The 24509-nt window shown below is 67.6% G+C and carries 21 protein-coding genes and 1 pseudogene; 5 read left to right on the top strand and 17 right to left on the bottom strand.

Annotated elements, in window-relative coordinates:
- Positions 1 to 672: 672 nt before the first annotated feature.
- Positions 673 to 2082, bottom strand: a complete 1410-nt coding sequence (locus Q4A20_RS11700; protein ID WP_303123155.1) for an arginine deiminase family protein — start codon at positions 2080 to 2082, stop codon at positions 673 to 675.
- Positions 2083 to 2868: 786 nt separating this feature from the next.
- Here Q4A20_RS11700 and Q4A20_RS11695 point away from each other — a divergent pair.
- On the top strand, positions 2869 to 3984 hold the full coding sequence (locus tag Q4A20_RS11695) for a 1,4-dihydroxy-2-naphthoyl-CoA synthase (protein ID WP_303123153.1): 1116 nt from the start codon (positions 2869 to 2871) through the stop codon (positions 3982 to 3984).
- Between the two features lie 161 nt (positions 3985 to 4145).
- Positions 4146 to 4733, top strand: a complete 588-nt coding sequence (locus tag Q4A20_RS11690; RefSeq protein WP_303123151.1) for a DUF1440 domain-containing protein — start codon at positions 4146 to 4148, stop codon at positions 4731 to 4733.
- 73 nt (positions 4734 to 4806) lie between these two features.
- On the opposite strand, the gene Q4A20_RS11685 is transcribed toward Q4A20_RS11690, so the two are convergent.
- The 6 genes from Q4A20_RS11685 to Q4A20_RS11660 form a co-directional block, all read right to left on the bottom strand.
- On the bottom strand, positions 4807 to 5709 hold the full coding sequence (locus tag Q4A20_RS11685; RefSeq protein WP_303123148.1) for an ABC transporter ATP-binding protein: 903 nt from the start codon (positions 5707 to 5709) through the stop codon (positions 4807 to 4809).
- A 3-nt stretch (positions 5710 to 5712) separates the two neighbouring features.
- Positions 5713 to 6690, bottom strand: a complete 978-nt coding sequence (locus Q4A20_RS11680; RefSeq protein WP_303123147.1) for an ABC transporter permease — start codon at positions 6688 to 6690, stop codon at positions 5713 to 5715.
- Positions 6691 to 6794: 104 nt separating this feature from the next.
- Positions 6795 to 7952, bottom strand: a complete 1158-nt coding sequence (locus tag Q4A20_RS11675; RefSeq protein ID WP_303123145.1) for an ABC transporter substrate-binding protein — start codon at positions 7950 to 7952, stop codon at positions 6795 to 6797.
- A 494-nt stretch (positions 7953 to 8446) separates the two neighbouring features.
- Positions 8447 to 9292, bottom strand: a complete 846-nt coding sequence (locus tag Q4A20_RS11670) for an anti-sigma factor (protein ID WP_303123143.1) — start codon at positions 9290 to 9292, stop codon at positions 8447 to 8449.
- Complete coding sequence (locus tag Q4A20_RS11665) at positions 9289 to 9861, bottom strand: sigma-70 family RNA polymerase sigma factor (protein WP_303123142.1); 573 nt, start codon at positions 9859 to 9861, stop codon at positions 9289 to 9291. The genes Q4A20_RS11670 and Q4A20_RS11665 overlap by 4 nt, the downstream gene beginning before the upstream one ends.
- Positions 9862 to 9893: 32 nt before the next feature.
- A complete protein-coding gene (locus tag Q4A20_RS11660) occupies positions 9894 to 11576 on the bottom strand; it encodes a cytochrome c biogenesis protein CcdA (protein ID WP_303123141.1) in 1683 nt (560 codons plus the stop codon).
- Between the two features lie 206 nt (positions 11577 to 11782).
- Here Q4A20_RS11660 and Q4A20_RS11655 point away from each other — a divergent pair, with 206 nt between their 5' ends.
- The gene (locus Q4A20_RS11655; RefSeq protein WP_303123139.1) at positions 11783 to 11971 is read left to right on the top strand and encodes a hypothetical protein; all 189 of its coding nucleotides are present in this window, start codon (positions 11783 to 11785) and stop codon (positions 11969 to 11971) included.
- A gap of 252 nt (positions 11972 to 12223) precedes the next feature.
- Here the strand turns inward: Q4A20_RS11655 and Q4A20_RS11650 are convergent, their stop codons facing one another.
- Entirely contained in the window at positions 12224 to 13219 is a 996-nt protein-coding gene (locus tag Q4A20_RS11650; RefSeq protein WP_303123137.1) for a 1,4-dihydroxy-2-naphthoate polyprenyltransferase, read from the bottom strand.
- A gap of 335 nt (positions 13220 to 13554) precedes the next feature.
- On the opposite strand from Q4A20_RS11650, the gene Q4A20_RS11645 reads away from it, so the two are divergent.
- Positions 13555 to 14115, top strand: a complete 561-nt coding sequence (locus tag Q4A20_RS11645; protein WP_303123135.1) for a zinc ribbon domain-containing protein — start codon at positions 13555 to 13557, stop codon at positions 14113 to 14115.
- Between the two features lie 205 nt (positions 14116 to 14320).
- Positions 14321 to 14815 (top strand): DUF664 domain-containing protein, encoded by a 495-nt coding sequence (locus Q4A20_RS11640; protein ID WP_303123158.1) that lies wholly within the window; start codon positions 14321 to 14323, stop codon positions 14813 to 14815.
- Between the two features lie 69 nt (positions 14816 to 14884).
- Here the strand turns inward: Q4A20_RS11640 and Q4A20_RS11635 are convergent, their stop codons facing one another.
- From Q4A20_RS11635 to Q4A20_RS11595, 9 genes and pseudogenes are all read right to left on the bottom strand, one after another.
- The gene (locus Q4A20_RS11635) at positions 14885 to 16132 is read right to left on the bottom strand and encodes an N-acetylglucosamine-6-phosphate deacetylase (RefSeq protein ID WP_303123157.1); all 1248 of its coding nucleotides are present in this window, start codon (positions 16130 to 16132) and stop codon (positions 14885 to 14887) included.
- Positions 16133 to 16297: 165 nt separating this feature from the next.
- Positions 16298 to 17536 carry a crosslink repair DNA glycosylase YcaQ family protein gene (locus Q4A20_RS11630; RefSeq protein WP_303123133.1) on the bottom strand — a complete coding sequence of 413 codons (1239 nt, stop codon included), beginning with the start codon at positions 17534 to 17536 and terminating at the stop codon, positions 16298 to 16300.
- A gap of 118 nt (positions 17537 to 17654) precedes the next feature.
- On the bottom strand, positions 17655 to 18350 hold the full coding sequence (gene nucS / locus Q4A20_RS11625; protein ID WP_303123131.1) for an endonuclease NucS: 696 nt from the start codon (positions 18348 to 18350) through the stop codon (positions 17655 to 17657).
- Between the two features lie 128 nt (positions 18351 to 18478).
- Entirely contained in the window at positions 18479 to 19324 is an 846-nt protein-coding gene (locus tag Q4A20_RS11620) for an SDR family oxidoreductase (RefSeq protein ID WP_303123130.1), read from the bottom strand.
- A gap of 79 nt (positions 19325 to 19403) precedes the next feature.
- Positions 19404 to 20162 (bottom strand): TetR/AcrR family transcriptional regulator, encoded by a 759-nt coding sequence (locus Q4A20_RS11615; protein ID WP_303123129.1) that lies wholly within the window; start codon positions 20160 to 20162, stop codon positions 19404 to 19406.
- A 116-nt stretch (positions 20163 to 20278) separates the two neighbouring features.
- Complete coding sequence (locus Q4A20_RS11610) at positions 20279 to 22810, bottom strand: PEP/pyruvate-binding domain-containing protein (protein ID WP_303123128.1); 2532 nt, start codon at positions 22808 to 22810, stop codon at positions 20279 to 20281.
- A gap of 254 nt (positions 22811 to 23064) precedes the next feature.
- Positions 23065 to 23472 (bottom strand): DUF2550 family protein, encoded by a 408-nt coding sequence (locus Q4A20_RS11605; protein WP_303123126.1) that lies wholly within the window; start codon positions 23470 to 23472, stop codon positions 23065 to 23067.
- A 1-nt stretch (position 23473) separates the two neighbouring features.
- Positions 23474 to 23821, bottom strand: a complete 348-nt coding sequence (locus tag Q4A20_RS11600) for a F0F1 ATP synthase subunit epsilon (protein WP_303123124.1) — start codon at positions 23819 to 23821, stop codon at positions 23474 to 23476.
- A gap of 1 nt (position 23822) precedes the next feature.
- Positions 23823 to 24509, bottom strand: a pseudogene (locus tag Q4A20_RS11595) (F0F1 ATP synthase subunit beta); the annotation flags it as partial.

The following is a 24509-nucleotide window of genomic DNA, read 5'->3' as shown; positions in this document are numbered from 1 at the left end:
CATGGTGGCGGTCTGCTTTCTGAGAAGTTTGGACTATGACACCCAAAGCGTCTCAAGAGCAGGCCGTCCTAACCCTTACCCTCTATGCACGTGTCGCGAATCACCCACACCCCCTATGAATAACCCTCCAGATGTTGATTGGGAATGGAGACTCGCCGAGTATGTGACACTCCACACCTGGCCGTCAATCATCCGGTCGGCTAATCCGAAGGGAGGAGTATCGGCTGTGCAGAGTCCCTGGGGTCGGCCAAGTTAGCGACCATGACGGCCTTAATGGTGTGCATGCGGTTCTCGGCCTGGTCAAACACCATAGAGGCCGCGTACTCGGTATGCGTGATGCGCGCACCGGCGCCATCAGCGGGCGCCGGGTATTTGCGGTGAACGGCGAGCCCATGGGCAGCGCCAAAGGAGCCGACGGCGAGCCCCCGCACATGCGCATGGCCCTACGAATCGGCATTGGGAGCCTGTTTCACGGTTCTTCGTCTTTCTGGGTGTGGCGGTGGGGTACCCACCGGCCCCCGACCAGCCAACCCCACCAACGCACCCACAAACGCGAAGAACCCGTTTCACCCCTAGTACCGTGAACGGCGGAACCGCCGACGTCCGTATCGGTCAAGTTCGGCCGAACACCCGGCACCGTCTGCTGCGGTGGAGCCAACGGCAAGCCCTGTCTCAGACCGCGTCTCGTGTGACAGGGCAGGTCATGCAGTGGGCCCCACCCCGGCCCCGGACCAGCTCCACGCCAGGGGTCTCGATGACCTCCACACCCGCCCGCCGCAGCACGTCGTTGGCGCTCTGGTTGTGGGCGTAGCCGATGACCCGCCCCGGAGCCAGGGCGACGACGTTGCAGGAGTCGCGGGACAGCTCGCGCAGCGCCTCGGCCTCGTCGGACATGTCGGGACTGATGACCCTGAAGGCGTCGATACCTGCGGCCCGAGCCAGGACGGCGTCCATGTCGCCGCCGTCGTGGACAGTCACCCGCAGAGCGGAGTCCTTGGTGGAGCCGTAGTTGGCGCCGGGCTCGATCTCCACGGTGGTGACGTCGTTGAAGCCGGAGAAGCGCAGGTAGGTGTCGGGGGCGACCATGGTCATGAGGGTGTCCAGGTGCATGACGGCGTCGAGCTCAGTGTAGAAGGCGCGGTCAGGCATGTGTATGCCGATGACTCGGTCGGCGACGCCGTCGGCGAACAGGCGGGTGGCCAGGCGCTCCACGCCCGCGGCCGACGAGCGGTGGGTCAGCCCCATGACCAGGGTGCGGTTGCCCAGCACCTGGAAGTCGCCGCCCTCGACGGTGGCCGGGGAGGCGCCGTGCGGCTCAACCCACAGTGGGCCGCGCTCACCCGGCGTCCGGTCCGACGACGTCGCCCCTCCCCCGCCCGGAGCCGGAGCCAGGCCGACACGGTCGGCGAAGGCCGGGTTGAAGCGGTAGACCGCCTCATAGTTGACGGCCTCGCGGCGGCGCGGGGCGAGCGCCATGGTGTTCACCGACACACCCCCGTACAACCAGGCCGAGGTATCGCGGGTGAACAGGTGGTTGGGCAGGGGGGTGACCACGAACTGTCCCTCCAGGGTGGACAGGTAGGTGGTGGCGAACAGGGTGGCGGCGTCGGCGGGGTCCAAGCGCTCGCGCAGCTCATCGCGGGTGATGCCAGCCAGGAGGACCTCGGCCAGTTCGGCGTCGGGCAGGCCGCCCAAGAAGTCGATGAGGACCTCGGAGGTGGACACTCCCACCGCCTGCGGGCCGACCGTCTCCTCCAAGACCAGGTGGCGGGCCTCGGGTACAGCCAGGGTCTCGGTCAGCAGGTCGCGGAAGTCGTGGACGATGACGCCCTCGGCGCGCAGGATCGCGGTGAAGGCGTCGTGCTCGGCCTGGGCGCGGGCGATGTTCAGGGCGTCGTCGAACAGCAGGGAGCCCGCGTTGATCGGGGTGATGCGGGCGATCTCCCGCCCGGGCCGGTGAACGATGACCTCGCGCAGGCGGCCCGTCTCAGAGTCGACGCGGCCACCGCCGGCCGAGCGGGGAATGACCGTGCGGTCGGCGGGGGCCGGGGCGGTTTGGGGGCTCTGCGTCATGAGCGTCATGGACACAGGCTAGCCGGGTCCAGCGCCGGGCGTGTGCGCGAGCACTGTGAACCGGGCATTGTGCGCGCCGTAAGCGGACGCGCCTGCACTCACGAAACGCGCGCACATCTGTGCGCCGGCGGGCGCGCACCCTCATGGGCGACGCTCATGTGTTTCTGCGACGGCCTGCTCCACCGGCGTCCGCCGGCCTCGTAGGCTACTCGCTGAGGCCGAGCCGGCTCGCCGCGTCACCTAGGGAGAATGTCCCGGCATCGCCGCTTCCAGCAACGCCGTCAGAAACCGGAAACACACCCTGATCCGCCGAGGTCAGGAACACATCCCCATCATCGGAAACTCTGACGAAGATCGCATACTCGCCGCCGGACGCCATCTCAACCGACTCGGCCGTGCCAGTGCCCGCCGGGATCTCCAGAGTGACAGTCTTGTCTCATTGAAACTGGGATCGCTAGCGAGCACGTCCCCATGGACGACGTCCCAGGTTGTGTCATCGATGACGCTCGTCTCGACGTCAGTCACGCCGATGCGTAGCGCATAATCGGAGGCGGACTCCAACTCGCTCAATGAGCCATAATATGGTGAGTCCTCCGCGACTCGATCATCGCTCGAGCGCAGGCCGCCACCGCCGCCAGGCCCAGCGCAGGCGACGGCAAGGCTCTTCTTCACGGAAGGCATCTACAACCTCCTTGTCAGGGAACACCGCCTTGCGCGGACTGTTCTTAGTAGTACATGAAATGCAGGATTGCCACAACACCTCAGAGTGGAGGAGTCCACGCCTACCCTGTGCCCATGAGCCAGACGTCCTCAACCACACCATCGCCCTACCCGCTGCCGCAGCGGGTCTCGGAGATCTTCGATCCCCTGCGCTGGCGCGACATCGCCGGGTTCAACAACCGCGGCGACGGCCCGGACGCGCTCACCGACGTCACCTACCACCGCGGCTGCGAGCGCGACGCCGGCGGCGCGTGGGTGCGCGACCTGCCGGTGGTGCGGGTGGCCCTGGACCGGCCCGAGCTGCGCAACGCCTTCCGCCCCCACACCGTCGACGAGCTGTACCGGGTGCTGGACCACGCACGCATGAGCGGCGACGTCGGCGCCGTCATCCTCACCGGCAACGGCCCCTCCCCCAAGGACGGCGGCTGGGGCTTCTGCTCCGGCGGCGATCAGCGAGTGCGCGGCCGGGACGGCTACCTGTACGAAAAGAGCGACGACGCCGGGGCCACCTCCACTGCCGGGGAGGACGCCGGGACGTCCCGCTCCGACGCCGTAGATGAGGCCGCCGCAGCCGCGCCCACCGACGACCACGACGCCGCCGTCGCCGCCCGGCGCGAGCGCCTGGACGCCGCCCGGGCCGGGCGCCTGCACATCCTGGAGGTGCAGCGGTTGATTCGCACCATGCCGAAGGTCGTCATCGCGGCCGTATCCGGCTGGGCGGCCGGCGGCGGGCACTCCCTGAACGTGGTCTGCGACCTCTCGCTCGCCTCCGCCGAGCACGCCCGCTTCAAGCAGACCGACGCCGATGTGGGCTCCTTCGACGCCGGCTACGGCTCCGCCCTGCTCGCCCGGCAGGTCGGGGACAAACGGGCCCGGGAGATCTTCTTCCTGGCCCGCACCTACGACGCCGCCACCGCCGAGCGCTGGGGCGTGGTCAACGAGGCGGTCCCCCACGCCGAGCTGGAGGAACGGGCCCTTGAGTACGCGCGCATCGTGGCCGGCAAGTCGCCGCAGGCAATCCGCATGCTCAAGTACGCCTTCAACCTGGCCGACGACGGCCTGGCCGGCCAGCAGGTCTTCGCCGGGGAGGCCACCCGCCTGGCCTACATGACCGACGAGGCCGCCGAGGGACGCGACGCCTTCCTTGAGCGACGTCGGCCCGACTGGTCACCCTTCCCCTACTACTTCTGAGCCTCCAGACCCACCCCTGCACCGCCACACAACGTCGCCGAGCCGCTTGGACACGGGCACCGCACCATGGGATCGTTGACGCCAACCTTGAGGAGAAAGCACCCCACGCACCCTCCTCACTATCGCACTGCATTCCCGCTGTACCACCTGGAGGTACCCACATGCCCACCTGGATCACCCGCCTGCTCGGCTCGACCGAGCCCTCCCGACGCCGCCTCGGCGTGGCCACACTCGTCGGCCTCATCGCCGGCGCCTTCTCCGCCCTGGTCAAGTTCGGCTGGGAGGTGCCCTTCCCGCCGCGCACACCCGGCATCCGCTCGGACACCAATCCACCACAGTCGATGCTGGAGTGGTTCGGCATGTCCCCGGAGACCTCGCACCTGACGGTGACGTTCTCCAACAACGAGTTGCCGATCATGTCCTTCATCGTGCACTTCAGCTTTGCGATCGTCTTCGGCCTGATCTACTGCATCGCCGCCGAGTACTTCCCCCGCATCAAGCTGTGGCAGGGCGCCGTCTTCGGTGTCTTCGTGTACGTGGGCGCGCACGTGATCGTGATGCCGCTACTGGGTTGGGCGCCCAGCCCCTTCCCCTGGATCGACGGCGCCCAGACCTGGTCGGAGCACTTCTCGGAGTTCTTCGGACACATCGTGTGGATGTGGTCCATTGAGATCGTGCGCCGCGACCTGCGCAACCGCATCACCCACGAGCCCGACGCCGAGGTCGCCCTGGAGGCGGCCACCCGCTGAATCGCTCCGCATACCGACAACGGCGCCCGCTTCGACTCCCCAGTCGGAGCGGGCGCCGTCCGTCATGCCCCGGTCACCGCCCCAGGAGCGTCAGAATGTGACGACGCAGCCGCTGAAACTCGGGGGCGGATTCGTCACCTCCCAGCCCCTCCGGCACCCGGATATCCTCCACCACGTGTGCAGGCCGCTCGGAAAGCACAATCACCCGATTGGACAGGCGCAGTGCCTCTTCCACGTCATGAGTGACCAGCACCGCCGTGAAGCCCTGCGAGGCCCACAGAGAGGCGATCTCATCCTGCAGGGTCAGGCGCGTGAGCGCGTCGAGCTTGCCGAAAGGCTCATCCAGGAGAAACAGGCGCGGCCGATTGACCAGAGCCCGCGCCAGGGCCGCACGTTGGGCCATGCCCCCGGACAGGGTAGTCGGATAGGCGTCGGCGAAGTCGCGCAGCCCCACCACTTCCAGCGCCGCCTCGACTCGGCGCGGCTCCACACGCCCACGGGCCTGCGGCCCCAGGGCGACATTCTCACGCACCGTGCGCCAGGGCAACAAAGTGGCATCTTGGAAGGCCAGGGCCCGCTCGGGAGCAGTGCCGGTCACCGGTTCGCCGTCGACTATGACGCTTCCGCCGCTGGGAACCTCCAGGCCGGACAGCAGCCGCAGGATCGTCGACTTGCCGCAGCCGGACTGGCCCACCAGCGAGACGAACTCGCCCGGCGCGATATCCAGGTCGATGCCGTCCAGCACCGGCAGTAAAGCCGGCTTGGCCGCCTCGGACTCGTGACGGGCGCGGGCCGCCGGAGAGGCCAACCGCATAAGTGCCGGCACCCAACCATGGTCGACATCCCGGCGCAGCGGATACCGATGGCTGACCCCGGCCAGGCTCACCCCCGCCCCTCGTGAGGCGGGCGCGCCATCAGTGGCGGCAGCGCCCGCCTGCGTCGGTACCGCCGCCGTCGCAGAAGTCGAAGTATTCACGACCTACCACCTCACCAGATTCTGCTGCCAAGCCAGCAGCGAGGAGCGCAGTTTGAACAGCAGGATCATCAGAGCACGGCAGAAGATGATCAGCACCGCCAGACCCACGTACATGCGCGGGTAATCGGCCCATCCCTTGACCCAGTTGATGTACCAGGCAAGCCCCTGGTCCACGCCGACGAGTTCGGCGGTCATCAGCGCCGCCAGGCTCGTCCCAAGGCCCGTGAACAGGCCGGTAAGCATGTCCGGCAGCGCGGCCGGAATGGCGATGCGACGCACCAAGAAGCCCTCCTTCGCCCCCAGGGTGCGGGCGACGTCGAAGTATGCGCGTGGAACGGCCCGCACCCCGGCGCGCGTCATCGTGGCCATGGGGAACCAAGCTCCGAAGGCGACTATGAAGGCGGCCGAGGTGTACGTCGTCGGCAGGATCAGGACGGCCAGCGGCAGCAGCGAGGCCGCAGGCACCGGCCCGATCGTCTGCAGCAACGGATGCAGCCAATAGTCCGCCCGCCTCGACCAGCCCATGAGCAGGCCCGTGACTAAGCCCAGCACGGAGCCAACTGCGTAGCCGGTCAGGAACAGCAGGGCGGAGGAGCCCAAACACCTCGCCAGCAGTGTCCAATCGCCGACAAATGCTTCAATGAGCACCTCAGGGGCGACGAAGTAGGGCGGGTCCAGCAGCCCGGACTTGACCGTAGTCAACTGCCAGACGATGAACCAGGCACCGAAGAACACGATCCAGGGCAGCCGGCGCACCAGCGTCCCCGCGGCAGATCCATCCGGACGCGCCAGGGCCACCACCGTCCACACTCCCAGCGCCACGATCCAGGTGCCGACTCCGGCGAGCAGAGGCGTCGTGCCGGCCGTGCGCGTGTCGGCGGCGTCGGGCACCAGAACCACGACAGCGGCATACAGCACCCAGACCGTCAGCGCCACCCCCGCCAGGCGGATCGGGCGGGCGCGCCGGGGCGAGTCCCCCACCGGGCCCGAAGCCGCGGGTACCGGTTCCCGCGGGGAACCCGCCGAGGAACTCCTAGCGGCGGGAGTGGACCGCCCCGCCGCCATCAAAGTCCGCGTCTCGGCGGTCACCGGCTGACCCCCAGGTCGGCGTAGACGGTGTCGGCGAGTTCGGCGGCGGCGATGTCCGCATCGATATAACCGGTGAGCTTGAAGTCCTCAATGCCGGGCTCGATGGCCGCGCGGAAGGCAGTGGCCGAAGCCTCCCATCCGTAAGTCTCCAACACCCGCTCCACCAGGGACTGCTCGGCGGCCACGTAGTTGTTGTCCACCTCGATCTTGGCGATCTCCTTGCGATTGGCCTGCGAGGCGGCCAGATAGTCCGAGCCCTTGAGCCACGCCTCGGTCAGTGTCCTGGCGTCGTCGGGCCGGTTGGCAACGAAGTCGCCGTTCAGGGCGACGGAGCAGCAGAAGGGCTCGTCGTCGTTGGACTCGATCACATGGGCGGTGCCGTCGAACACCGGCAGCAACGGCGCCGGATCCGAACCCATGATGGCGTCGACATCACCATTGGTCAGCCGAGTGCCCAAGGAGTCCTCGTCGATGGTGGTCCAGGTGATGTCGCCGTGCTCGGGATCCACGTTGATACCGGCCTTGGCCAAGCCGATCGAGAAGTAGGCGAAAGCCGAGGAGGACAGTGAGGGCACGCCGATGGTGGCTCCCTTCAGATCCGCGTAGGAGGAGATCGGGGAGCCGTTGTTGACCACCAGCTGCAGGCAGCCGGAATGGAAGCCGGCAGTCAGCTTGGCGTTGATGCCGTTGTAGATAGGCTCCAGCCAGGAGAAGAAGATGCCGGGGGCACCGATGTACTTGCCGGCACTGAGCGCATCCTTGGTATCCTCGGTGCGCTGGGTGCGGGCCAGGGTGACGTTCAGGCCGGCGTCGTTGAAGTAGCCCTGGTGGTAGGCGGCGTACAGCGGCGCGGCGCAGATGTCGCCGCCGATCACCAGCGGCAGTGGTTCGGCGGCACCAACCACGCCGGAGTTGGTGCGCCGCAGCGTGAGCCATGCGGCGCCACCGACCACAGCCGCGGCGGCGATCCCGCCGACCGTGAGCAGGCCGCGGCGCGATAGCCCGGAACTGATAGGGGCGGACTCGGAAGCGTCGTCGGAGGCGAGGATGGCGGCTGCGTTCTCTGCGGTGACGTCTGTGACATCGCTGGATGCCGGCGCATTATCAGGGGCGTGTTCGGAGGCGTTGTCGGGAGTGTTATCTGGGCGGGACATGGCGGTTCTCCTATCGGCACCGACCGTCGGCGTGGGCGCGGCCGGAACCATCGGGCGGCAAGGGGGGAGTAGACGGAACCAGATGAAACAGGAGGGGTGTCCGTGGGAGGGAGCTGCCAGGCGTAGGCGGTAGACGTCATCGAACGCAGCGCGCCTCAACGAACATAGCCGTCGGCCCCAGGACGCCGGGTGGGCGCAGCAAGTCCGACACTCGGCAGCCGGGCCGCGCACCGCGGCAAGGGGTATGGCGGAGGTAGGGAGGCGGGTTCGGGCGTCAGCGGGCGTCGCGCCTTAAGGACGGTTTCAGAGCGCCTGACAGCACCTACACACGCACCCACGACACATACCCGCGAGCGTCTGTACGCTGCCAGCGGTCCGGGACTTCAGGTGCGTGTTCGCCATGACAGGGACGCTAGCCCGCCCCGGCGGCGCGGCGCAAGCATTCCACCCCGGTCCGACCGATCTCACGCCGACCGACCGAGAGAGTCATCTGGTCATACGTCGGCAGTACCACTCTGCCCCTCATCGGCATTGCGCACGTCCCGACGCGTCGCGGTGCCATCAGTACCGATGTCGAAGACCACTACTGCCTCACCGGTGGGCCGCTCCGACCCGCCCTCCGGTTCCAGGGTGACGAAAACCCGTTCGCCGTTCTCGGGCATCAGATCCAGGAAGGTGAAGCCAGTACCAGCGCTCGGGTTGTAAATGCCCAGTGACGTCGTGGCGCCCCCCTTGAGAAGCCACACCTGGAGGCTCTTCTCCGCGGAGGCCTCCATCATTTCCTCTGGCAGAGTGAGTGCAGTCATACTCATGTCCTGAGACCATGTGAGGGTGGCAACATGTCCATCGGGCATGGTGTCGCTGACGCGCTGAACATCCTGGGCCTGGTTCAGGTGGGCGTAATGTTCTGTGGGTGCCATGGAATCCATGGCAGTCCAATGCCCCACGCCGATTCCCACGGACACCAGGACGACTGCAGCGGCAACGCGCCAGAGGACACCGATGGCGCTACGCCTGTGGCGGCGAGACAACTTCACCACGCTTCCGCCCGCCTTCGGCTGGGCATCGTCGGCCCTGCCACCACTGGCCTCCGTGTCCGGGCCGGATTCGGTTTGCCGCACCGACGGCCTCACATTCGACGGTTCGCGGTCTCCGACCCGCTCCATTACGCCCTTCCTGACATGGTCGCCGGGTATGACGGGTGACAACGATTCCATGAAGGCACCCAGCAGCTCAGGATCGAGCCCCTCCTCCATCCAGAGGTCCGATGTGAACGCAACACTCTTGTCGCCGTCTTCCGCCTCTCCCTTGTGGCTAGGATCATTAGTCGACCTCGTCATCGTTGCACCTCCTGTCCTGTGCCAGCGCCCATTTCAATACGCATTCGTGCTACACCATAACGAAGCCTCGACTTAACGGTACCCAGTGGCACTCCCATTCGCCGGGAGATCTCAACATGGCTGAGACCGGCCACATAGGCGAGCAGGAGAGTGGAGCGATGCGGTTCTCCTACCCGCCTCAGGGCACGACGCACCTCCTCGGCCTCGAGAGCGTCCTCTACTTGCTGCAAAGTCGTATCCGCATCGGGCAGTGTTCCGTGCCATTGTTGATCCCGCCGACGGGATGCCTGGGAGGAGCGGACCCGGTCGACCGCTCGGCGCCTGGCCCTGACCGCCATCCATCCGCGTGCGGATCCACGGCTGCGGTCGTAACCCGCCGCTCCTTCCCATATCTCAAGGAACACCTCCTGGAGGACCTCCTCGCTCTGTGCTCTGTCGACCAGCACCTGGATGATCAACGCCATCAGTCGCCCCGACCAGCGGTCGTAGAGCTCGGCGAAGGCCTCCTGATCACCCGCGGCCGTGCGCTCGATGAGTGCGGCATCGTGGTCCTGGTCTTCTTCATGCACAGGCGCATGGTACGTCCCTCTCAGGGGTTTGATCATCCGAAGGTGAACGAGTGCAGCTCAAGACCGGCCGAAGCCTCAACCTCAACCAGTCCGGAAGAAGTCTTCTCCCGATCGATCAGAGCAATACCATTGGGCACCGAGTCGACCTTCATCTCATGGCGTTCGCCATCCACGGTCCAGGCCAGAGTTCCCCTGCCGGAGACCACCAGATTGACCTGCTTGCCGCGCCAAGCCAGGCGCACTCGCGCCGACTCACCCGCAGGACTTACAGACTCATCGCCGACTCGCCACTTACCATCCAAGGAGAAGGTGTCCTCCGGGGTGTCTCCCGGGAAGGAGTACGAGTTGTCTCCCTTCTTCAGTGGACCGTCAACATAATGATTGGCTCGCCGCGCACCCAGATAGATCTCCGGAGTCCGCTCGCCCAGCCCCGTCTCGTCGTCGGCGTGCACCGGATCGGGCAGGCGCACATTCGGATTCGCCTCAGTGAGGAGTTGCCTAATGAGCTTCTCAAGCGTGGCCTCTCCGCCTTCACCGTATGCGACTTGCCGCAAGTTACCCTTGGCGTCGGCGAGATAGTGAGCAGGCCAGTAGTGATTGTCGAACTCCCTCCATGTGGACAACTCGGAGTCAACAGCGACTGGATAGGTAATACCCAGAGCCTTGCTGCCCTCACGAACGTTACTGAGCTCCTTCTCAAAAGCGTACTCGGGCGAATGTACGCCTATTACCTGCAAGCCGGCGTCGGCGTAAGCCTCATGCAGTCGCTGGATGCCTGGAACGGAGCGTTGGCAGTTGATGCAGGCGTACGCGTAGAAGTCAACCAAGGTCACCTTCCCCTTGCGCTGCTGCTCCGTTAGAGGCTGCTCTCCCGGCGTATTTAGCCAGGCAGTGGCACCAGTAATCTGCGGCAGAGGACCGCAATCCGCCAGATGGGCGGCTCCGGGCTCGCATCCGTTCGCTGAATTACGGCCAGCATTAGCGCCACCGTGCAGCAGCGAGTCCAGATGCTTCTGGGCGGAGGCCGTGTAATCAGGAAGCTCGCGCTGAATCACTGCGGGCAGATCTGTGGCGATGCCAGCCGACAGAGCAATCATGAGCACACCGGCAGCGACTCGCACCGCTCGCTGACGCGTACGGAAGGCCTTGACGCGTTCAGCAATTCCACGCCCAGCCAGCGCAAATCCAAGCAGGGGCACGGCAGTGCCGAGCCCGAAGGACACCGCGAGGATCACCGTGTCGGTACCGATATTCCCGGTGGCACCGGCGACCGCAACAGCCGCGAGAACGGGCCCGGCACAGGGGACGTACGCCGCCCCCAGAACCAGCCCCAGAAGGAAACCATTGCTCGGATTGGCACCGCCGAAGTTCTGGAAACGAGCAAACGGGCGCTCCATCAACTCCATTACGCGAGGAACAATCATACCTAGGCCGATAAGCGCGAGAAGCACAACCCCAGCCCATCTGATGATGTCCTGTGGCAGATTTAGAGCACTGAGAACAGTCGCACCCAATAGTGTTATGAGCGTAAACGACAGCACCAGACCGCCCACCACCAGGTATGGGTGGGCACGATGCTTGCGCATACCATCATCACCGACATTCGCGCCATCAGCGCCTCCCGCCACGAGGATTACCGGCAACACGGGCAGGATGCACGGCGAGATTGCAGTGATCAGACCACCCAATAGGCCGATCAGAGCGAGGCTTAACATGATTGTCCTTTCCGGGCCGACCACCTCATGGTGACCCACTTGCCTGTTATTCGACCCCACCCCACCCTTAGATCACTTGACGTGCGTCACACATCCATGCCTCCAACAGTGTCCCATGTCACTCATCCACTAACGCGACAGCTCCGAACGGTTCATGTCAGCGTCCCCAAACTGGGACGCACTCACTCAGGAAGGAACAATCCTCAATGCGCTCATCTATTGCCATCCGGTCCGCGGCTGTAGCCCTGTCCCTCGTCGCCGGGCTCGGCCTGGCGGCCTGCGGCAACTCTGACGACATGTCGAACAATAAGGGCTCCTCGTCGAACTCTTCCACCGCTCCGGACGACGCCATGTCAGACAAGGACGCCATGTCCGACAAGGACTCAAAGAAGTGAGATAGTACTGGCACAGCATAGTGCCCGGCTGCCGCGGTACATGCGATCAGTCGTCACCTTTTCCCATGCACGACCTCTGCCAACTAGCTCTACTGGATATCTACCGCGGACTTCGAGCCATGCGATGACGGCTCGAGTGGCGTCATCCTAGACCGATGGTGAGGCCCCAGATGACGGAACAGTTAGCGCTGCAAATCATTGGGGCCTCACCATCGGCATTCTCCCCTTACCTATCCGGAATATGACCACAACTCATCTGGCTACCAAGACAAATGCAGCCGCCAGGGCACTGCCGTAGGTGAGTTCGTACAGCCCGGCATCGCGCAGGGCCGGGATGAGGGCGCGCCCGGTCGCCCCCGCCATCACGGGACGCAGCGTCCGCGCCGCCATTGCGGCAAGCACCACGACCAGCGCCAGGACGGCACCGAGCCGAACCCAGGGAAGCCCGCCCACAGCCGCTGTAGCCGACCCGGCGCGCGCCCACCAGATCGCCACGATCGCCAGCGCCACCGGGGCCGTAATCATGGCAGTGAAGGCTCTCCGAGCGCCCCGCTCCCCCAGACGGACCGCCAGGGTCAGCTTCCCGTGCAGCGGATCGGTGGCAATGTCACGCAGATTGTTGACCATCAGCAAGGAGCAGGCGATCAGACCGATCCCGCTCGCGGCGATCCAAACCCACCCGGGCACACTCCCGACCTGCACGTAGACGGTGCCGCAGGTGGCCATGAGCCCGAAGAAGATGAACACGAATACCTCACCGAGTCCGGCGTAGCCGTACGGATGTGAGCCACCGGTGTAGAACCAGGCGGCCGCAACCGCTGCGGCCCCGGCCCCCAACAACCACCAGTGGCCCGAGAGCGCCACCAATACGAATCCGAGGACGCCGGCTACGGCGAAGCAGCCGAAGGCGGCGTGCTTCACGCGACGCGGCTCGACCTGGCCGGAGGCGGTGAGTCGGGGCGGGCCGATGCGCTCGTCATCAGTGCCGCGCACACCATCGGAGTAGTCGTTGGCCAGGTTAGAGCCGATTTGCAGGGCCAGGGCCACCCCGGCCGCCAACAGGACCCGCGGCCCGGAGGCCGCACCCAGCACTTGGGCGGCGCCCGCACCAAGGATGACGGGAGCGACGGCGGCCGGCAGGGTGCGCAGACGGATGATCTCCACCCAACTGGTGGCGGCCGCGCCGGAGGAGATCTGACCACTGCGCTCATCGGATTTGTTGCCGTCCCGCGCCTGCTGCTCGTTCATGTCTTCCTCTCCTCGGGGCGCGCCGAGCCTATCTCAGAGTAAGGTGTCACAATCTGCAGCACTTTCCCGGAAGTAACGGTCCCACCCCGCTGGCGAACCCCGCAATCTTGCGGATCAGGCGGTGACCCCGATCCCAGGTACAGGGAAAGTGCTGCATTTCTTGCCACCGCGTCGGCCGTTCCGGGGCATCGCCTTGCCTTAGAGCGTACTCGTAGTCCGAGCGTTCGAAGTATGGATGCGAACCTCTGAGACTCACGTCACTTCCCGTTCTCGATTCGTGATTCTACGAGCCGTCGGTTAGGGTGAAGCGCCGCAACCCATTCGGAGGTCCTCTCATGACCAACAGTCCCCTGCCAGACCAGCAATCCCCGTATGCGAACAACGGTGGACGGCCGCGCAACTATGACGTGCCGACCTGGCGCAAGGCCGCCTACTACGGCGGCGCCGTGCTCCAGGGCGTGGGCCTGCTCATGTTCTTCAGCGTCTTCGTCGTCGGCTTCACAGCCTTTTCCGGGTTCGGCGCTTCCTCTAATTTCCCCGCGGACATGGGCCAGAACGTCGGCCGCATGTTCCGGTCCTTCCCCCTCTCACTCGTGGGTTTCATCCTGATCGGGATCGGTCAGTGGATCCGACGCGTCGGCAAGGAGGGGCTGGCAGGCTCCGGCGTGGTGTTGTCGCCCCAGGGAGAGGCCCGCGATGCAGAACCGTGGAAGCGGTCGGAAGGCGCCCAGGATCAGATGCGGCTGGAGGAGATGCCTACCCTGCAGACCGCGCTCAGTGGCTCTTCTAAGCCGGCGGGTTCCCCGGCCGAGGTGGTCCGGCTGCGCTGCCGCTCCTGCGGATATCTGGAGACCGAGGACGCCACTTTCTGCTCCCAGTGCGGCCAGCAGATCTGAGATCGCTTGGGACGGTCGGCCCGCAACTCTGCCCGCAAGCACACCGCCCGGTCGGGCCACACCCGCCACGACCCTGATCCCGGCTCGATTCCGCAGCCACGAACCGCTGGTCAATATCCGGGCTCACGCCTACGGTGGATGCATGAGCGAGCACACCGACTCCCCTGCAAACGCCAATCCCTATCTCGGCCTTCTGGAGGCCTCAATGGAGCGCTCCCGTGAGCGCTTCGACCGCGCCCTGGACGGTGTGACCCTGGAGCAGGCCAACACCCAACCCACTCCCGAACTGGCTCCGCGCATCGACTCCCTCAGCTGGCTGGCCTGGCACACCGCCCGCGAGATCGACATGCAGATCTCCGCCCTGGTGGGCACCGAAATGCGTTGGACCGCCGCCGGCTTCAAGGAACGGTTCACTCTGCCGCTGCCGGACGACACCGAGGACTGGCGCCACACCCCCGAACAGGCCGCGCTCGTGCGCGTGACCGACCTGACGGTGTTGACCGACTACCTCGACGCCGCCTACGCCCTGGCACGCGACTACCTGCGTTCTCTGTCGCCGCAAGCACTTGAAGAGGTCATCGACCGCACCTGGACGCCGCCGGTCACTCGCGGGGTGCGGTTGGCCTCGATCATCGACGACGACGCCCAGCACTCCGGTCATGCCGTCTACACTCGTCGGCTGCTGGGCCTGCCCGGCTGACCAGCTCCCGCATCCCGACGGGGCCGCCCCGAACCGACGCCAGCCGCACGCCACCCGGTCCCACCCGGGTCAGTCCACGACCTCACCGCGGCGGATCACCGTCACCGGGTGCAGATCCGCGTCGGTGATCACCACGTCGGCCCACATGCCGGGCTCGAGCGCTCCGATGGAGTCGTCGCCGAGGACCTCGGCGCCCTGGCAGGAGGCGGCGAAGACGGCGTCGACCAGATCGACCCCGCCGCGCCAGGTGGTGCGCACGACGTCGAGCAGGTGCGCCGTGCTGCCGGCCAGTGCCCCACCCTCGGTCAGGCGGGCCACACCGCCGGATACCGATACGGCCTGAGAGCCGAGCACGTAGTCGCCGTCGGGCACGCCGGCGGCGGCGAGCGCATCGGTTATCAGCACGACGTTCTCCCGCCCCAGCGTCTCGAACATGTCCCTCACCAGCGCCGGGGCGACGTGCACGCCGTCGCCGATGAGTTCGACGATGCACTCCCCACCCGCGGCGGCGGCGAGGAACTCCGGCACGGGTCCGGGCTCGCGGTGGTGCATGGGCCGCATGCCGTTGAACAGGTGGGTGGCGGTGGCGCGGGCGGAGCGGACCGGCTCTCCGGCCTCAAGGCGGGCGGCTGTACGCGCCGAGGCGTCGGCCAGGCCGGCGCGCACGGGGGCGGCATCGGAATCGGTGTGCCCGAAGGAGGGCAACGCACCGCCTTCGATCAGCGCGGCGATAACGCCGTCGTCCCCGATGATATGCGGTTTCTCCGGGGCGATGGTCATGGTGGCCACGTGTCCGCGGCCGAGTGCGATCAGCTCACGGGTGAGGGCGGCATCCGGGTCCGTGATGTAGGTGGGGTCCTGGGCGCCGCAGCGCTCGACGGACACGAAGGGACCTTCGAAATGAATGCCGGCCAACTCACCCGCCTCGCACAGATCGGCCAGTACCCGCGTACGCGCTTTGAGCACCTCCGGGGCAGCGGTGACGCAGGAGGCGACCAGGCTGGTGGTGCCGTGCCGGCGGTGCTCGCGGATGGCGGTCATGGCCTGGGCGGGGGTTTCCGCGTTGGGGAAGGACTCGCCGCCGCCACCGTGGCAGTGCACGTCCACCAGGCCGGGCAGCAGATAGCCGCCCTCCGGGGCACTGCGAGCGGTGGCGAGCAGGTCCGTCCAGCCGGCCCGCGCGGCCTCGGCCGCAGGCCCCACCCAGACCAGGTGGCGCGCAGCAATGACGACGACGCCGTCGTCGATGATCTGCCACGGGGTGACCACGCGCCCACGCAGGGCAAAGGGCACGCTCGGTACCGCTTCGGCGGACATGGAGTCAGAAGCGACCGTGGTGTGGCGCGCATTGGAGGAGGCCGACGAGGAACCGGCGGGCATGGCGGCGTTGCTCATGCCGCAAGTCTACCGCACACACCCGCAAACATCAGACGTCTGTTGTCTCACGGATTGGGGTGGATGAGACGGCCATATCTGCGGCACTCAGCGGCTCAGATGGCGCTCGACGCGGCGCACCGCCCGCTCCACCGACTGCTCCAGCCTGGCCGAGCGGCGGGCACCGTCGGCCCATAGCAGTCCCTCCCCCACGGGCCGCACGGCCACCACCCGCCCACGGTCCACCAGCAGCGGGCGGAACATTCCGTTGCTCGCCGGGCAGATCAGCAGTTCCCCGGCGGCGTCGGTCAGGCACAACCGGTCCTTGTACCCCACATGCAGCTCATCGAAGGAGGGCAGAAACAAGGTACGGCCGGCGGCGCGGCGACTGTCCTCCAGCAGCTCCGGCAGGTCGGCGCGCAGGTACAGCACATCGCGTCCGGGCCGCGCTCCGGCATCCGCTTCGAGCAGCCGCACACTCCCCCGCAAACCGCCCTCGGCCCGAGCCCGCACCAGCGGCACACGGGCCGTGTCCGGGTCCACCGGGTAGGCGGCGGCGTTCGTGATCTCGACGGCGTCCTCCAGCGCCCGGGTGGCATGGGCGACCGGCAAGGTGGTCCAGCGGGCAAGGTCGGCGGCGCTCACGGGTCCGTGACTGGTGGCGTAGCGACGGGCAATCTCCGCGAGCGCGGCGCGGTGCCCGGCGGCGCCGTGGACCGCTCCTCCGCTACCGCCGGGGCCGGCGTCCGCACCGGGCAGGTCGCGGGCGTCCATGATCAGGTGCTCGTTTCCCCGCCTGGGCCCCTGCACCAGCAGGCCCGCGCGCTGCAGTCGCACCAGCAGGTGCCGTCGACGCCAGGTCCCCACGCTGGATGCGTCCGCGGAATCGAGTAGACCAACCTCCCGCCAGGCCTCGATCAGGCGGACTCGGGTCACCGGCCCCTCCCGGCCGATGAGCGTCAAGGCGGCATCGGCGGCGCGGCCCAGTACGGCGTCGTCTATGCCCAGGCGCGCCTCGGTCTGTCGCGTCCAGGCGTCCGAGCGGTGCATGAGTGCCTCGCGCAGCCAGTGGTGGTCGGCGGCGGTGGTGATGTGGATGGTGCCGCGCATCGGCCAGGAGCGCACCAGGTGCCCGGAGGCGAAGGCGGCGTCGACCGCCGAGCCCGTGGCGCCGTCGGCGCGGAGAATCAGTGCGTGCGGCACCGCGGAGGGCTGCTGCCCCTGCACGGCGAGTTGACGGCGCACCGCCTCGACGACGTCGGGGGCGGTGGTGGCGGGGACGAGTCCCTGGGCGAGTATGCGCAGATAGGACATCTCGCGCGGAGCGGCGGAGCGGGTGGCAGGCATGGGCAGATGCTATTAGGTGGGACGGACAGCTCGATGCGGGCGCACACCAGGCCCGCGCGGCGTCACGAAAGCGGCACCGCTCTGCCACGGCTCAGTGGCTCCGAGCCGGCGGCACGCCTCAGAACAGGCGGGAGGAGGGGTCGTCCAGGCCGCGCATGGCGTCGTAGTCCAGCACCACGCAGCGGATACCGCGGTCCTCGGCCAATACGCGCGCCTGCGGCTTGATCTGCTGGGCGGCGAACACGCCGCGCACCGGGGTCAGCAGCGGGTCGCGGTCGAGCATGTCCAGGTAGCGGGTCAGCTGCTCGACGCCGTCAATGCCGCCCACGCGCTTGACCTCCACGGCCACCGCGGCGCCGGCCGCGTCGCGCACGAGCAGGTCGACCGGGCCGATGGGGGTGGGGTACTCGCGGCGCACCAGGCGGAAGCCGGGGCCGAGCACGTCCACCTGCTCGGCGAGCAGTTCCTGGAGGTGGGCCTCGACCCCGTCCTTGGTCAGCCCGGGGTCGACGCCGAGCTCCACACTGGTGTCCGAGACGATCTCGAACAGGCGGATGACCAGGCGGTCGTCGCTCTTGGCGGCCGTCACCTCCCAGCGGGCGGTGACGCCGGCCTCGGTGTCATCCTCGTCCGGGGCGACTTCGGCCAGACGGGCGGGCGGGCTCATCCAGTTCAGCGGCTTGTAGGAGCCGCCGTCGGAGTGGACCAGTACCGAGCCGTCGGCCTTGACCATGATCAGGCGGGTGGCCCGGGGCAGGTGGGCGTCCAGGCGGCCGGAGTAGTCCACGGAGCAGGAAGCGATGACTACGCGCACCCCGGCAGCCTACCCGCAACCCGCGCCCCCAGCCCCCGCACCCCTCCACCGAGGTCGGTAGAACTTACGTGCCGAGATCGGTAGAACTTACGTGCCGAGATCGGTAGGTATGACGCGGCTCACTCCACTCAGTTCGCCCCGCCCGCGGACAGCGGCCCGTAGTACCAGGAGGCGGTGACGCCGCCGTCGGCCAGCACGTCCGTGCCGTTGATGTACCCTGCCTCCGGCCCCATGAGGAATCCGGCCAGCGCAGCGATCTCATCGGGCGTACCGGCGCGCCCGGCCGGGGAGAGTTCAAGCTGCTTGCGGTAACCGGAGCCGCGCGGCCCCTCGAGCTCGTCGCGCGCCAGCGGCGTGATGACGATGCCGGGACTGATCGCATTGATACGCGCGCCGCGCTCGCCCCAGGTGACGGCGTTCGCCCGCACCCGCAGGCCATTGGCCCGCTTGGACATCTGGTAGGCGTGCAGCGTGGAGGTGATGGCGCCATCGGCGAGCAGCGGCAGGTCGAGCAGCTCACCCACGGGGGTGGTCGCCAGCAGGGCGTCCTGCTCACGCGTGAGCGCGGGCATGCGGTAGCCGGACTGGCTGGAGATGACGACACCGGAGCCGCCCGGGGCGATCACCTTGCCGAACTCCTCCAGGGCGACGGCGAAGCCGTACAGGTCCACCCGCAGGATGGTGGGAATGTCGGCCTGCGACGGCGAGACTCCTCCGGCGAGGATCACGCGGCTCACCGGCCCGAGCGAGGCGGCGTGCTCCGCCAGGGCCCGGATGGAGGCGGGGTCGGCCAGGTCCGTCGTCGTCGCCTCAGCGCTGTAGCCGGCGTCGAGCAGCTGCTCGCGGACCTTCTGCGCATTCTCGAGCCGCAGGTCGGCGACGACGATGTGGCCGGCGTTGGTGACGCGCCGGGCGATGGCGGTGCCGATGGCTCCGGCGCCGAGCAGGACAGTGACGGGAGGTTTTGTGCTCATGAAAGCGATTGTCCGCCTCGGCGCGCCCTCGGGGCAGGGCCGAGGCAGGCCGCGCCACAGGGGGTCTGAGGTACCCTCCCTACCCTCGTGCGCGCCCCTTCCGCTCGGGCGCCGCTGCGCCGTACGTCATCTCTTCCAGATTGGCTACGGCCCGATCGACCACTTCGAGTACCTCGGGCAGCAGTCGTTCACACTGGGATCTGGTTGGGGCAGTGTCGGGCTCCAGCAGTTGACGGATTGTGCGGGCCAACGCGGCGTCCGGGTCGATGACCGTAGCGTCAGCGCGCTCCGTCACCTTGCCGACGACGAAGCCGGTCATCACCGCATTGAAGACGTATGCCTGTTCGTGCACATCCATCTCGGCGTCGTCGCGCATGAGCCCCTCTCGCCGCAGCAGGGGCAGCACCCGCAGGCACAGCTCCACCGGCATGGACCGGTCAAGCGTCTCGCGGGAGTCGCGGTGCGTGGTGAGAATCCGCCGCAGGTACACATCGGAGACGATGAGCTCAACCAGCTCGTGCCGCCATGAGCGCAGCAGCAGCACCGCGAGCCGCGACAGGCGCAACCACTCGGGATCACACACCACCTCCGCGCGCACGCAGCCGATCCACGCCGCGGTCTCGTGGGCGAGCAGAGCCAGTAGCAGCTCCTCCTTGCTGGGCCAGTACAGGTATGCCGTCCCCTTGCCGACGCCGGCCGCCCGGGCGATCTCGGCAACGGTGGTCTTCTGCGGACCGTGTATGGCGACCAGTTCCGCGGCGGCGGTAAGTATTCGTTCTGGGAGGGCAGAAGCGACGGTCGGCGCCCCGGCGTCGGACGCGTGCCCGGACTTACGCATGGGGCGATCATACTGCCGCTGGCTGCCTCGACTGTCCGGCCCCAGGACCGGTCCGGTGAAGTTGAGCCGCCGGGCGCCCGCCCCGGCGCGCGCCGCCCAGCAAGCCCAATTCGTCGTCAGCCGAGATCGCCATTGGCATCTCCCATCAATTCGTCAGCCATCACAGACGGGCCACTCATTTCCGGCATCAGCAGCGTGACGACACCGGCCGAACCGTCCACCTCAATCAGTTCGCCGTTGCGAATCCGCGCGGTGGCGCCGTTGACTCCGAGCACGGCGGGTATGCCGTACTCCCGGGCAATGATCGCGGCGTGCGACAGAGGCCCGCCCGCATCGGCGACGACGCCGGCGGCCAGGGAGAACAGTGGTGTCCACGACGGGTCGGTGAACGGGCACACCAGCACCTCCCCCGCATTCAACCGCCCGAAGTCCGGCGGCCCTAGGATCACCCGTGCCCGTCCGCGGGCCCGGCCGGCGGCGGACGGAAACCCGCGCAGCACCAGCCCTTCTGCGGGTCGGGAGTCGGCCGACTCAGCCGCGTCTGTTGCGCCACAACTGCGCAGCCAGGCCTCCCGGGCCCGCGCGCGGGCGTTCTTGCGTTGGTCGACCAGGCGCGTCAGCTCCGCGCCCGCCGGATGGCTCAAGGCCCGACGCACCTCGGCGTCGTAGAGCAAAACCACGTCCTCCGCCTCCTCCAACACACCGCCGGCCACCAGCCTGCCGGCGATCTCAGCCATGACCCGGCGGGCCTGTAAGAAGAACTCCTCAATCAGGTACAGGGTGCCCTCCCGTCCGACGTGCAGGGCGCGCTGCCGCGCCACGGATCGGTGCCAGCAGCCGCGCAGCGGCGCAGGCAGCCGGGCCGCCACGTCCTGTATCAAGGCGGGCCGAGACCGGGGCTCAATCTCCATCCGCTCGCGGGGAGAGGCGCTCATTCCGCGCAGTTGCACTGCAATGAGGCCGATCAGGTCCTCGGGACGCTCACGCCATGATCTGGCGGAGAACGCCAGGTAGGGTGAGCCGGCTCGCGCACCGTACTCATCCAGGAACTGGTGCAGCTCGGCGAGAAGTCGGCGTCCCGCGGGCGTGGTGTCGAGTTCGTTCAGGAAACGTCGCGGCTCGTCTTGAAGCAGCCTCCGCTCCAGTCCGAGTGAGCGCATCCGCTCCACTAGGCGGGAGACCCCGGCGTTGGCCGCGGTGGTTGCATAGGACAGATCCCGGTAGAGGTCCTCCTCTTGCACGCCGTCTCCCAGACCCGCCATTGCCGCCAGCCGCATGGTGACCGCCCGGTTCACGGCGAGAGGCACGAGATAGTTGCGGTAGCGGTCGTGCAGGACGTGGGCGGCGGCGTCGACCGCTTGATCCAGGAGCCGGAGGAGCGTTGCCGAATCGGCTTCGGCGCATCGATCGATGCACCGGGTGAGACGACCAAGGCGTCTGCGGATGGCGGTCTCCTCCTGAGGCCAACGCACGGGATCGCGGCGCAGGCTGCGCCCCACGACGGCGGGCAGACGCGTAAGCCCCCACAGACTCTGCGGCGGCAGGGACGCGCGCAGGTGTATGACGCCGTCGGCGTCGCCTTGAAGCAGCGCCTCTGGGGCGGGAGGATTGAAGCCGGCACGGGACAGCAGCGCCCCCACGGCCTCGACGAGCCTGTGCGCAGCACCCAAGTCGAGGGGGTAGGGGCAGGGCAGGTGCTCAGCCACGTCCGCCCGGATCAACTCCTCTGCTCGGGCGCGCATGGATCGCGGTGCGGCAGGCGGCGCGGCGGAGCCGGCCCGGCCGGCGAAGGCGGTCACCGGCCTGGCCTGGAGGAGCACGACCTCGCCGTCGCACAGCGCCCACTCGACGTCCTGCGCGCATCCGTAGTACTCCTCCAGGCGCATACCGACCTCCAGCAGGCGGAGCAGCTGATCGTCGTCGAGACACAGTCGGTTGCGCTCGGCCGGAGGGACCTGTGCGGTGACGACGCCCCGCGGGCCCTGGTCCATCCGAGTCTCCTTGGATCCCAGGGTTCGGCTGACGATTTGCGGCGGGCTGGCACTCAGCCTGAAGACATCGGGCACCACGAGACCGGAGACCACGCTCTCCCCGAGCCCGTACGAGGCACTCACCACCGCCGCATCAGCTGCCCCGGAGACCGGGTCGCGGGTGAATAGCACGCCGGAGACTGCGGGATCCACCATCCTTTGGACGACGACGGCGATGGGCGCCGCCTCCGTGAGCTCCCGGCGGCGGCGGTACTCGGCGGCCCGCTCGTTGAAGGCGGATGCCCAGCAGGTGCGTACGGCGTCGAGCAGTGCTGCCGCGCCCGACACGCCCAGGACAGTGTCGTGCTGCCCGGCCAGGCTGGTTTCGCGGGCGTCCTCATCGGCGCCCGAGGAGCGCACCGCGACCGCGGGCCGTCCCAGCCGGTTATAGGCGCCAAGCAGGGCGGACTCAAACCCGGGAGGAAGTGGGAGCGGGTGCATGCCATTCGTCTGCCCATCAACTGCACCCGACCGGCTGGCGGCTAGGAATGCCTCGGTGGTGACACAGAAGCCGTCGGGGACGGGCAGACCGAGCCGTCGGCACTGCGCCAGGGAGGCGCCCTTGCCGCCCGTCAACGAGCGATTAGAGGCTTCGGCGTCGTCGAGCCAGAGAATCATGGCGCCTCCATTTGGCGATCGGGGCTCGGGTGTGCTTACACCCCAACCCATCCTGACTAACTGACCAAAACATGTCAACTGGTCAGTCAAACGGGTGTTGCCATCCCCGGGCTCGAACCATCCACACCTGTTTGGACCGCGCAAGTCCATTTGGACCGCTTCTCTCTGTTCGGACCGCCGTAGCGCGCCACTGGGCCGGTCCAAACCGAGGCAAGGGGTCCAAACAGGGACAAGTCGGGGCTTGCCCCGTTGAGCTAGAAGAGGGTGGGCTGGGTGGGGGCGGCGGACTCGATCCAGGCGACCAGTGCGGAGTGGGAGTCTTCCACCATGGCCAGGTCGAAGCGCTCGCCGCGGTAGTAGCAGGCGACATCAACCACGCGCCCGCCCTGGCCGCGACGACGCACCGATCCCAGTTCAAGATCGTCGCGTCTGAAACGGCGGCGACGGCGCAGCCCGAAGGAGACCAGCCGGTGCCACTCCAAGTCGTCGTCGCCGAAAACCGCGATGCCGCTTATCCAGCGTCCGCTGCCCACCGGACGCAGCGCACACTCGAAGGCGCCGACCCGCCCGGCCAAACGCCGCAGCCGTACCAGGAACAATCCGATGAGGGCGAGTGCCACCAGCGCCACAACGCTGACAATCTCCCACACCGGCATTCCCATATCAGTCCCGCAAGCTCACGCCGGGTAGGACTATGGTCTCGGCAAGTACATCCGTCACCTGGACGCTGGCGTCGGTGACCTCGGTCCCGGCCGCATCGGCGGCCACGGTGATCACATCCCCGTCAACGGAGCAGAAGCCACCGGCCACCGGCAGCCTGACCTCCTCGCCGTCGGTCGGGGTGATGCGGACATTGCCGCGACCCAGCACCGCCAACAGCGGCTGTCTCCCGGGCAGCACACCGAGTTCGCCGTCGGGCAGCGGGACCGAGACCCTGGTGGCCACGCCGACCCAAGCCTCTCCTCCGTAACGGGAGACCACCTCCACCTGGAGGCTGCGGTCGCCGGCCATGTCAGCCCTCCGCCATTTCCGCCGCCCGGCGCTCGAGATCCTCAATGCCGCCGATGTTGAAGAAGGCCTGCTCGGGCAGGTGGTCGTAGTCGCCCTCGGTGATGCGGCGGAAGGCCTCAATGGTCTCCGCCAGCGGCACGGTGGAGCCGGGCACGCCCGTGAACTTCTCCGCCATGTAGGTGTTCTGAGACAGGAACTGCTCGATTCGCCGCGCCCGGCCGACAGTGACCTTGTCCTCCTCGGAGAGTTCGTCAACACCGAGGATGGCGATGATGTCCTGCAGTTCCTTGTTCTTCTGCAGGATCGATTTCACGCGGGTGGCGACGTCGTAGTGCTCCTGCCCCACGTACTGGGGGGCGAGCAGCCGGGAGGTGGAGGCCAGCGGGTCCACCGCCGGGTAGATGCCGCGCGAGGCGATGTCCCGAGACAGCTCGGTGGTCGCGTCCAGGTGGGCGAAGGTGGTGGCCGGGGCGGGGTCGGTGTAATCGTCGGCGGGCACGTAGATCGCCTGCAGGGAGGTGATGGAGTGACCGCCGGCGGAGGTGATGCGCTCCTGGAGCTGGCCCATCTCGTCGGCCAGGTTGGGCTGGTAGCCGACGGCGGAGGGCATCCGTCCCAGCAGTGTGGAGACCTCGGAGCCGGCCTGGGTGAAGCGGAAGATGTTGTCGATGAACAGCAGCACGTCCTG

This window comes from Actinomyces sp. (assembly GCF_030530635.1).
In the GTDB taxonomy this organism is placed as follows: domain Bacteria; phylum Actinomycetota; class Actinomycetes; order Actinomycetales; family Actinomycetaceae; genus Actinomyces.
Note: the sequence above shows the minus strand (reverse complement) of the source record. Positions and strands in the feature narration are given on the sequence as shown.

Excerpts from the sequence above, each read along its gene's own strand:
- Q4A20_RS11690 (WP_303123151.1), top strand. The coding sequence starts at position 4,146 with ATGCCCACCTGGATCACCCGCCTGCTCGGCTCGACCGAGCCCTCCCGA.
- Q4A20_RS11660 (WP_303123141.1), bottom strand. The coding sequence starts at position 11,576 with ATGTTAAGCCTCGCTCTGATCGGCCTATTGGGTGGTCTGATCACTGCA.
- Q4A20_RS11675 (WP_303123145.1), bottom strand. The coding sequence starts at position 7,952 with ATGTCCCGCCCAGATAACACTCCCGACAACGCCTCCGAACACGCCCCT.
- Q4A20_RS11640 (WP_303123158.1), top strand. The coding sequence starts at position 14,321 with ATGGAGCGCTCCCGTGAGCGCTTCGACCGCGCCCTGGACGGTGTGACC.
- Q4A20_RS11635 (WP_303123157.1), bottom strand. The coding sequence starts at position 16,132 with ATGTCCGCCGAAGCGGTACCGAGCGTGCCCTTTGCCCTGCGTGGGCGC.
- Q4A20_RS11650 (WP_303123137.1), bottom strand. The coding sequence starts at position 13,219 with ATGAACGAGCAGCAGGCGCGGGACGGCAACAAATCCGATGAGCGCAGT.
- Q4A20_RS11615 (WP_303123129.1), bottom strand. The coding sequence starts at position 20,162 with ATGCGTAAGTCCGGGCACGCGTCCGACGCCGGGGCGCCGACCGTCGCT.
- Q4A20_RS11605 (WP_303123126.1), bottom strand. The coding sequence starts at position 23,472 with ATGGGAATGCCGGTGTGGGAGATTGTCAGCGTTGTGGCGCTGGTGGCA.
- Q4A20_RS11645 (WP_303123135.1), top strand. The coding sequence starts at position 13,555 with ATGACCAACAGTCCCCTGCCAGACCAGCAATCCCCGTATGCGAACAAC.
- Q4A20_RS11700 (WP_303123155.1), bottom strand. The coding sequence starts at position 2,082 with ATGACGCTCATGACGCAGAGCCCCCAAACCGCCCCGGCCCCCGCCGAC.
- Q4A20_RS11655 (WP_303123139.1), top strand. The coding sequence starts at position 11,783 with ATGCGCTCATCTATTGCCATCCGGTCCGCGGCTGTAGCCCTGTCCCTC.
- Q4A20_RS11630 (WP_303123133.1), bottom strand. The coding sequence starts at position 17,536 with ATGCCTGCCACCCGCTCCGCCGCTCCGCGCGAGATGTCCTATCTGCGC.
- Q4A20_RS11695 (WP_303123153.1), top strand. The coding sequence starts at position 2,869 with ATGAGCCAGACGTCCTCAACCACACCATCGCCCTACCCGCTGCCGCAG.
- Q4A20_RS11670 (WP_303123143.1), bottom strand. The coding sequence starts at position 9,292 with ATGACGAGGTCGACTAATGATCCTAGCCACAAGGGAGAGGCGGAAGAC.
- Q4A20_RS11600 (WP_303123124.1), bottom strand. The coding sequence starts at position 23,821 with ATGGCCGGCGACCGCAGCCTCCAGGTGGAGGTGGTCTCCCGTTACGGA.
- Q4A20_RS11620 (WP_303123130.1), bottom strand. The coding sequence starts at position 19,324 with ATGAGCACAAAACCTCCCGTCACTGTCCTGCTCGGCGCCGGAGCCATC.
- Q4A20_RS11610 (WP_303123128.1), bottom strand. The coding sequence starts at position 22,810 with ATGATTCTCTGGCTCGACGACGCCGAAGCCTCTAATCGCTCGTTGACG.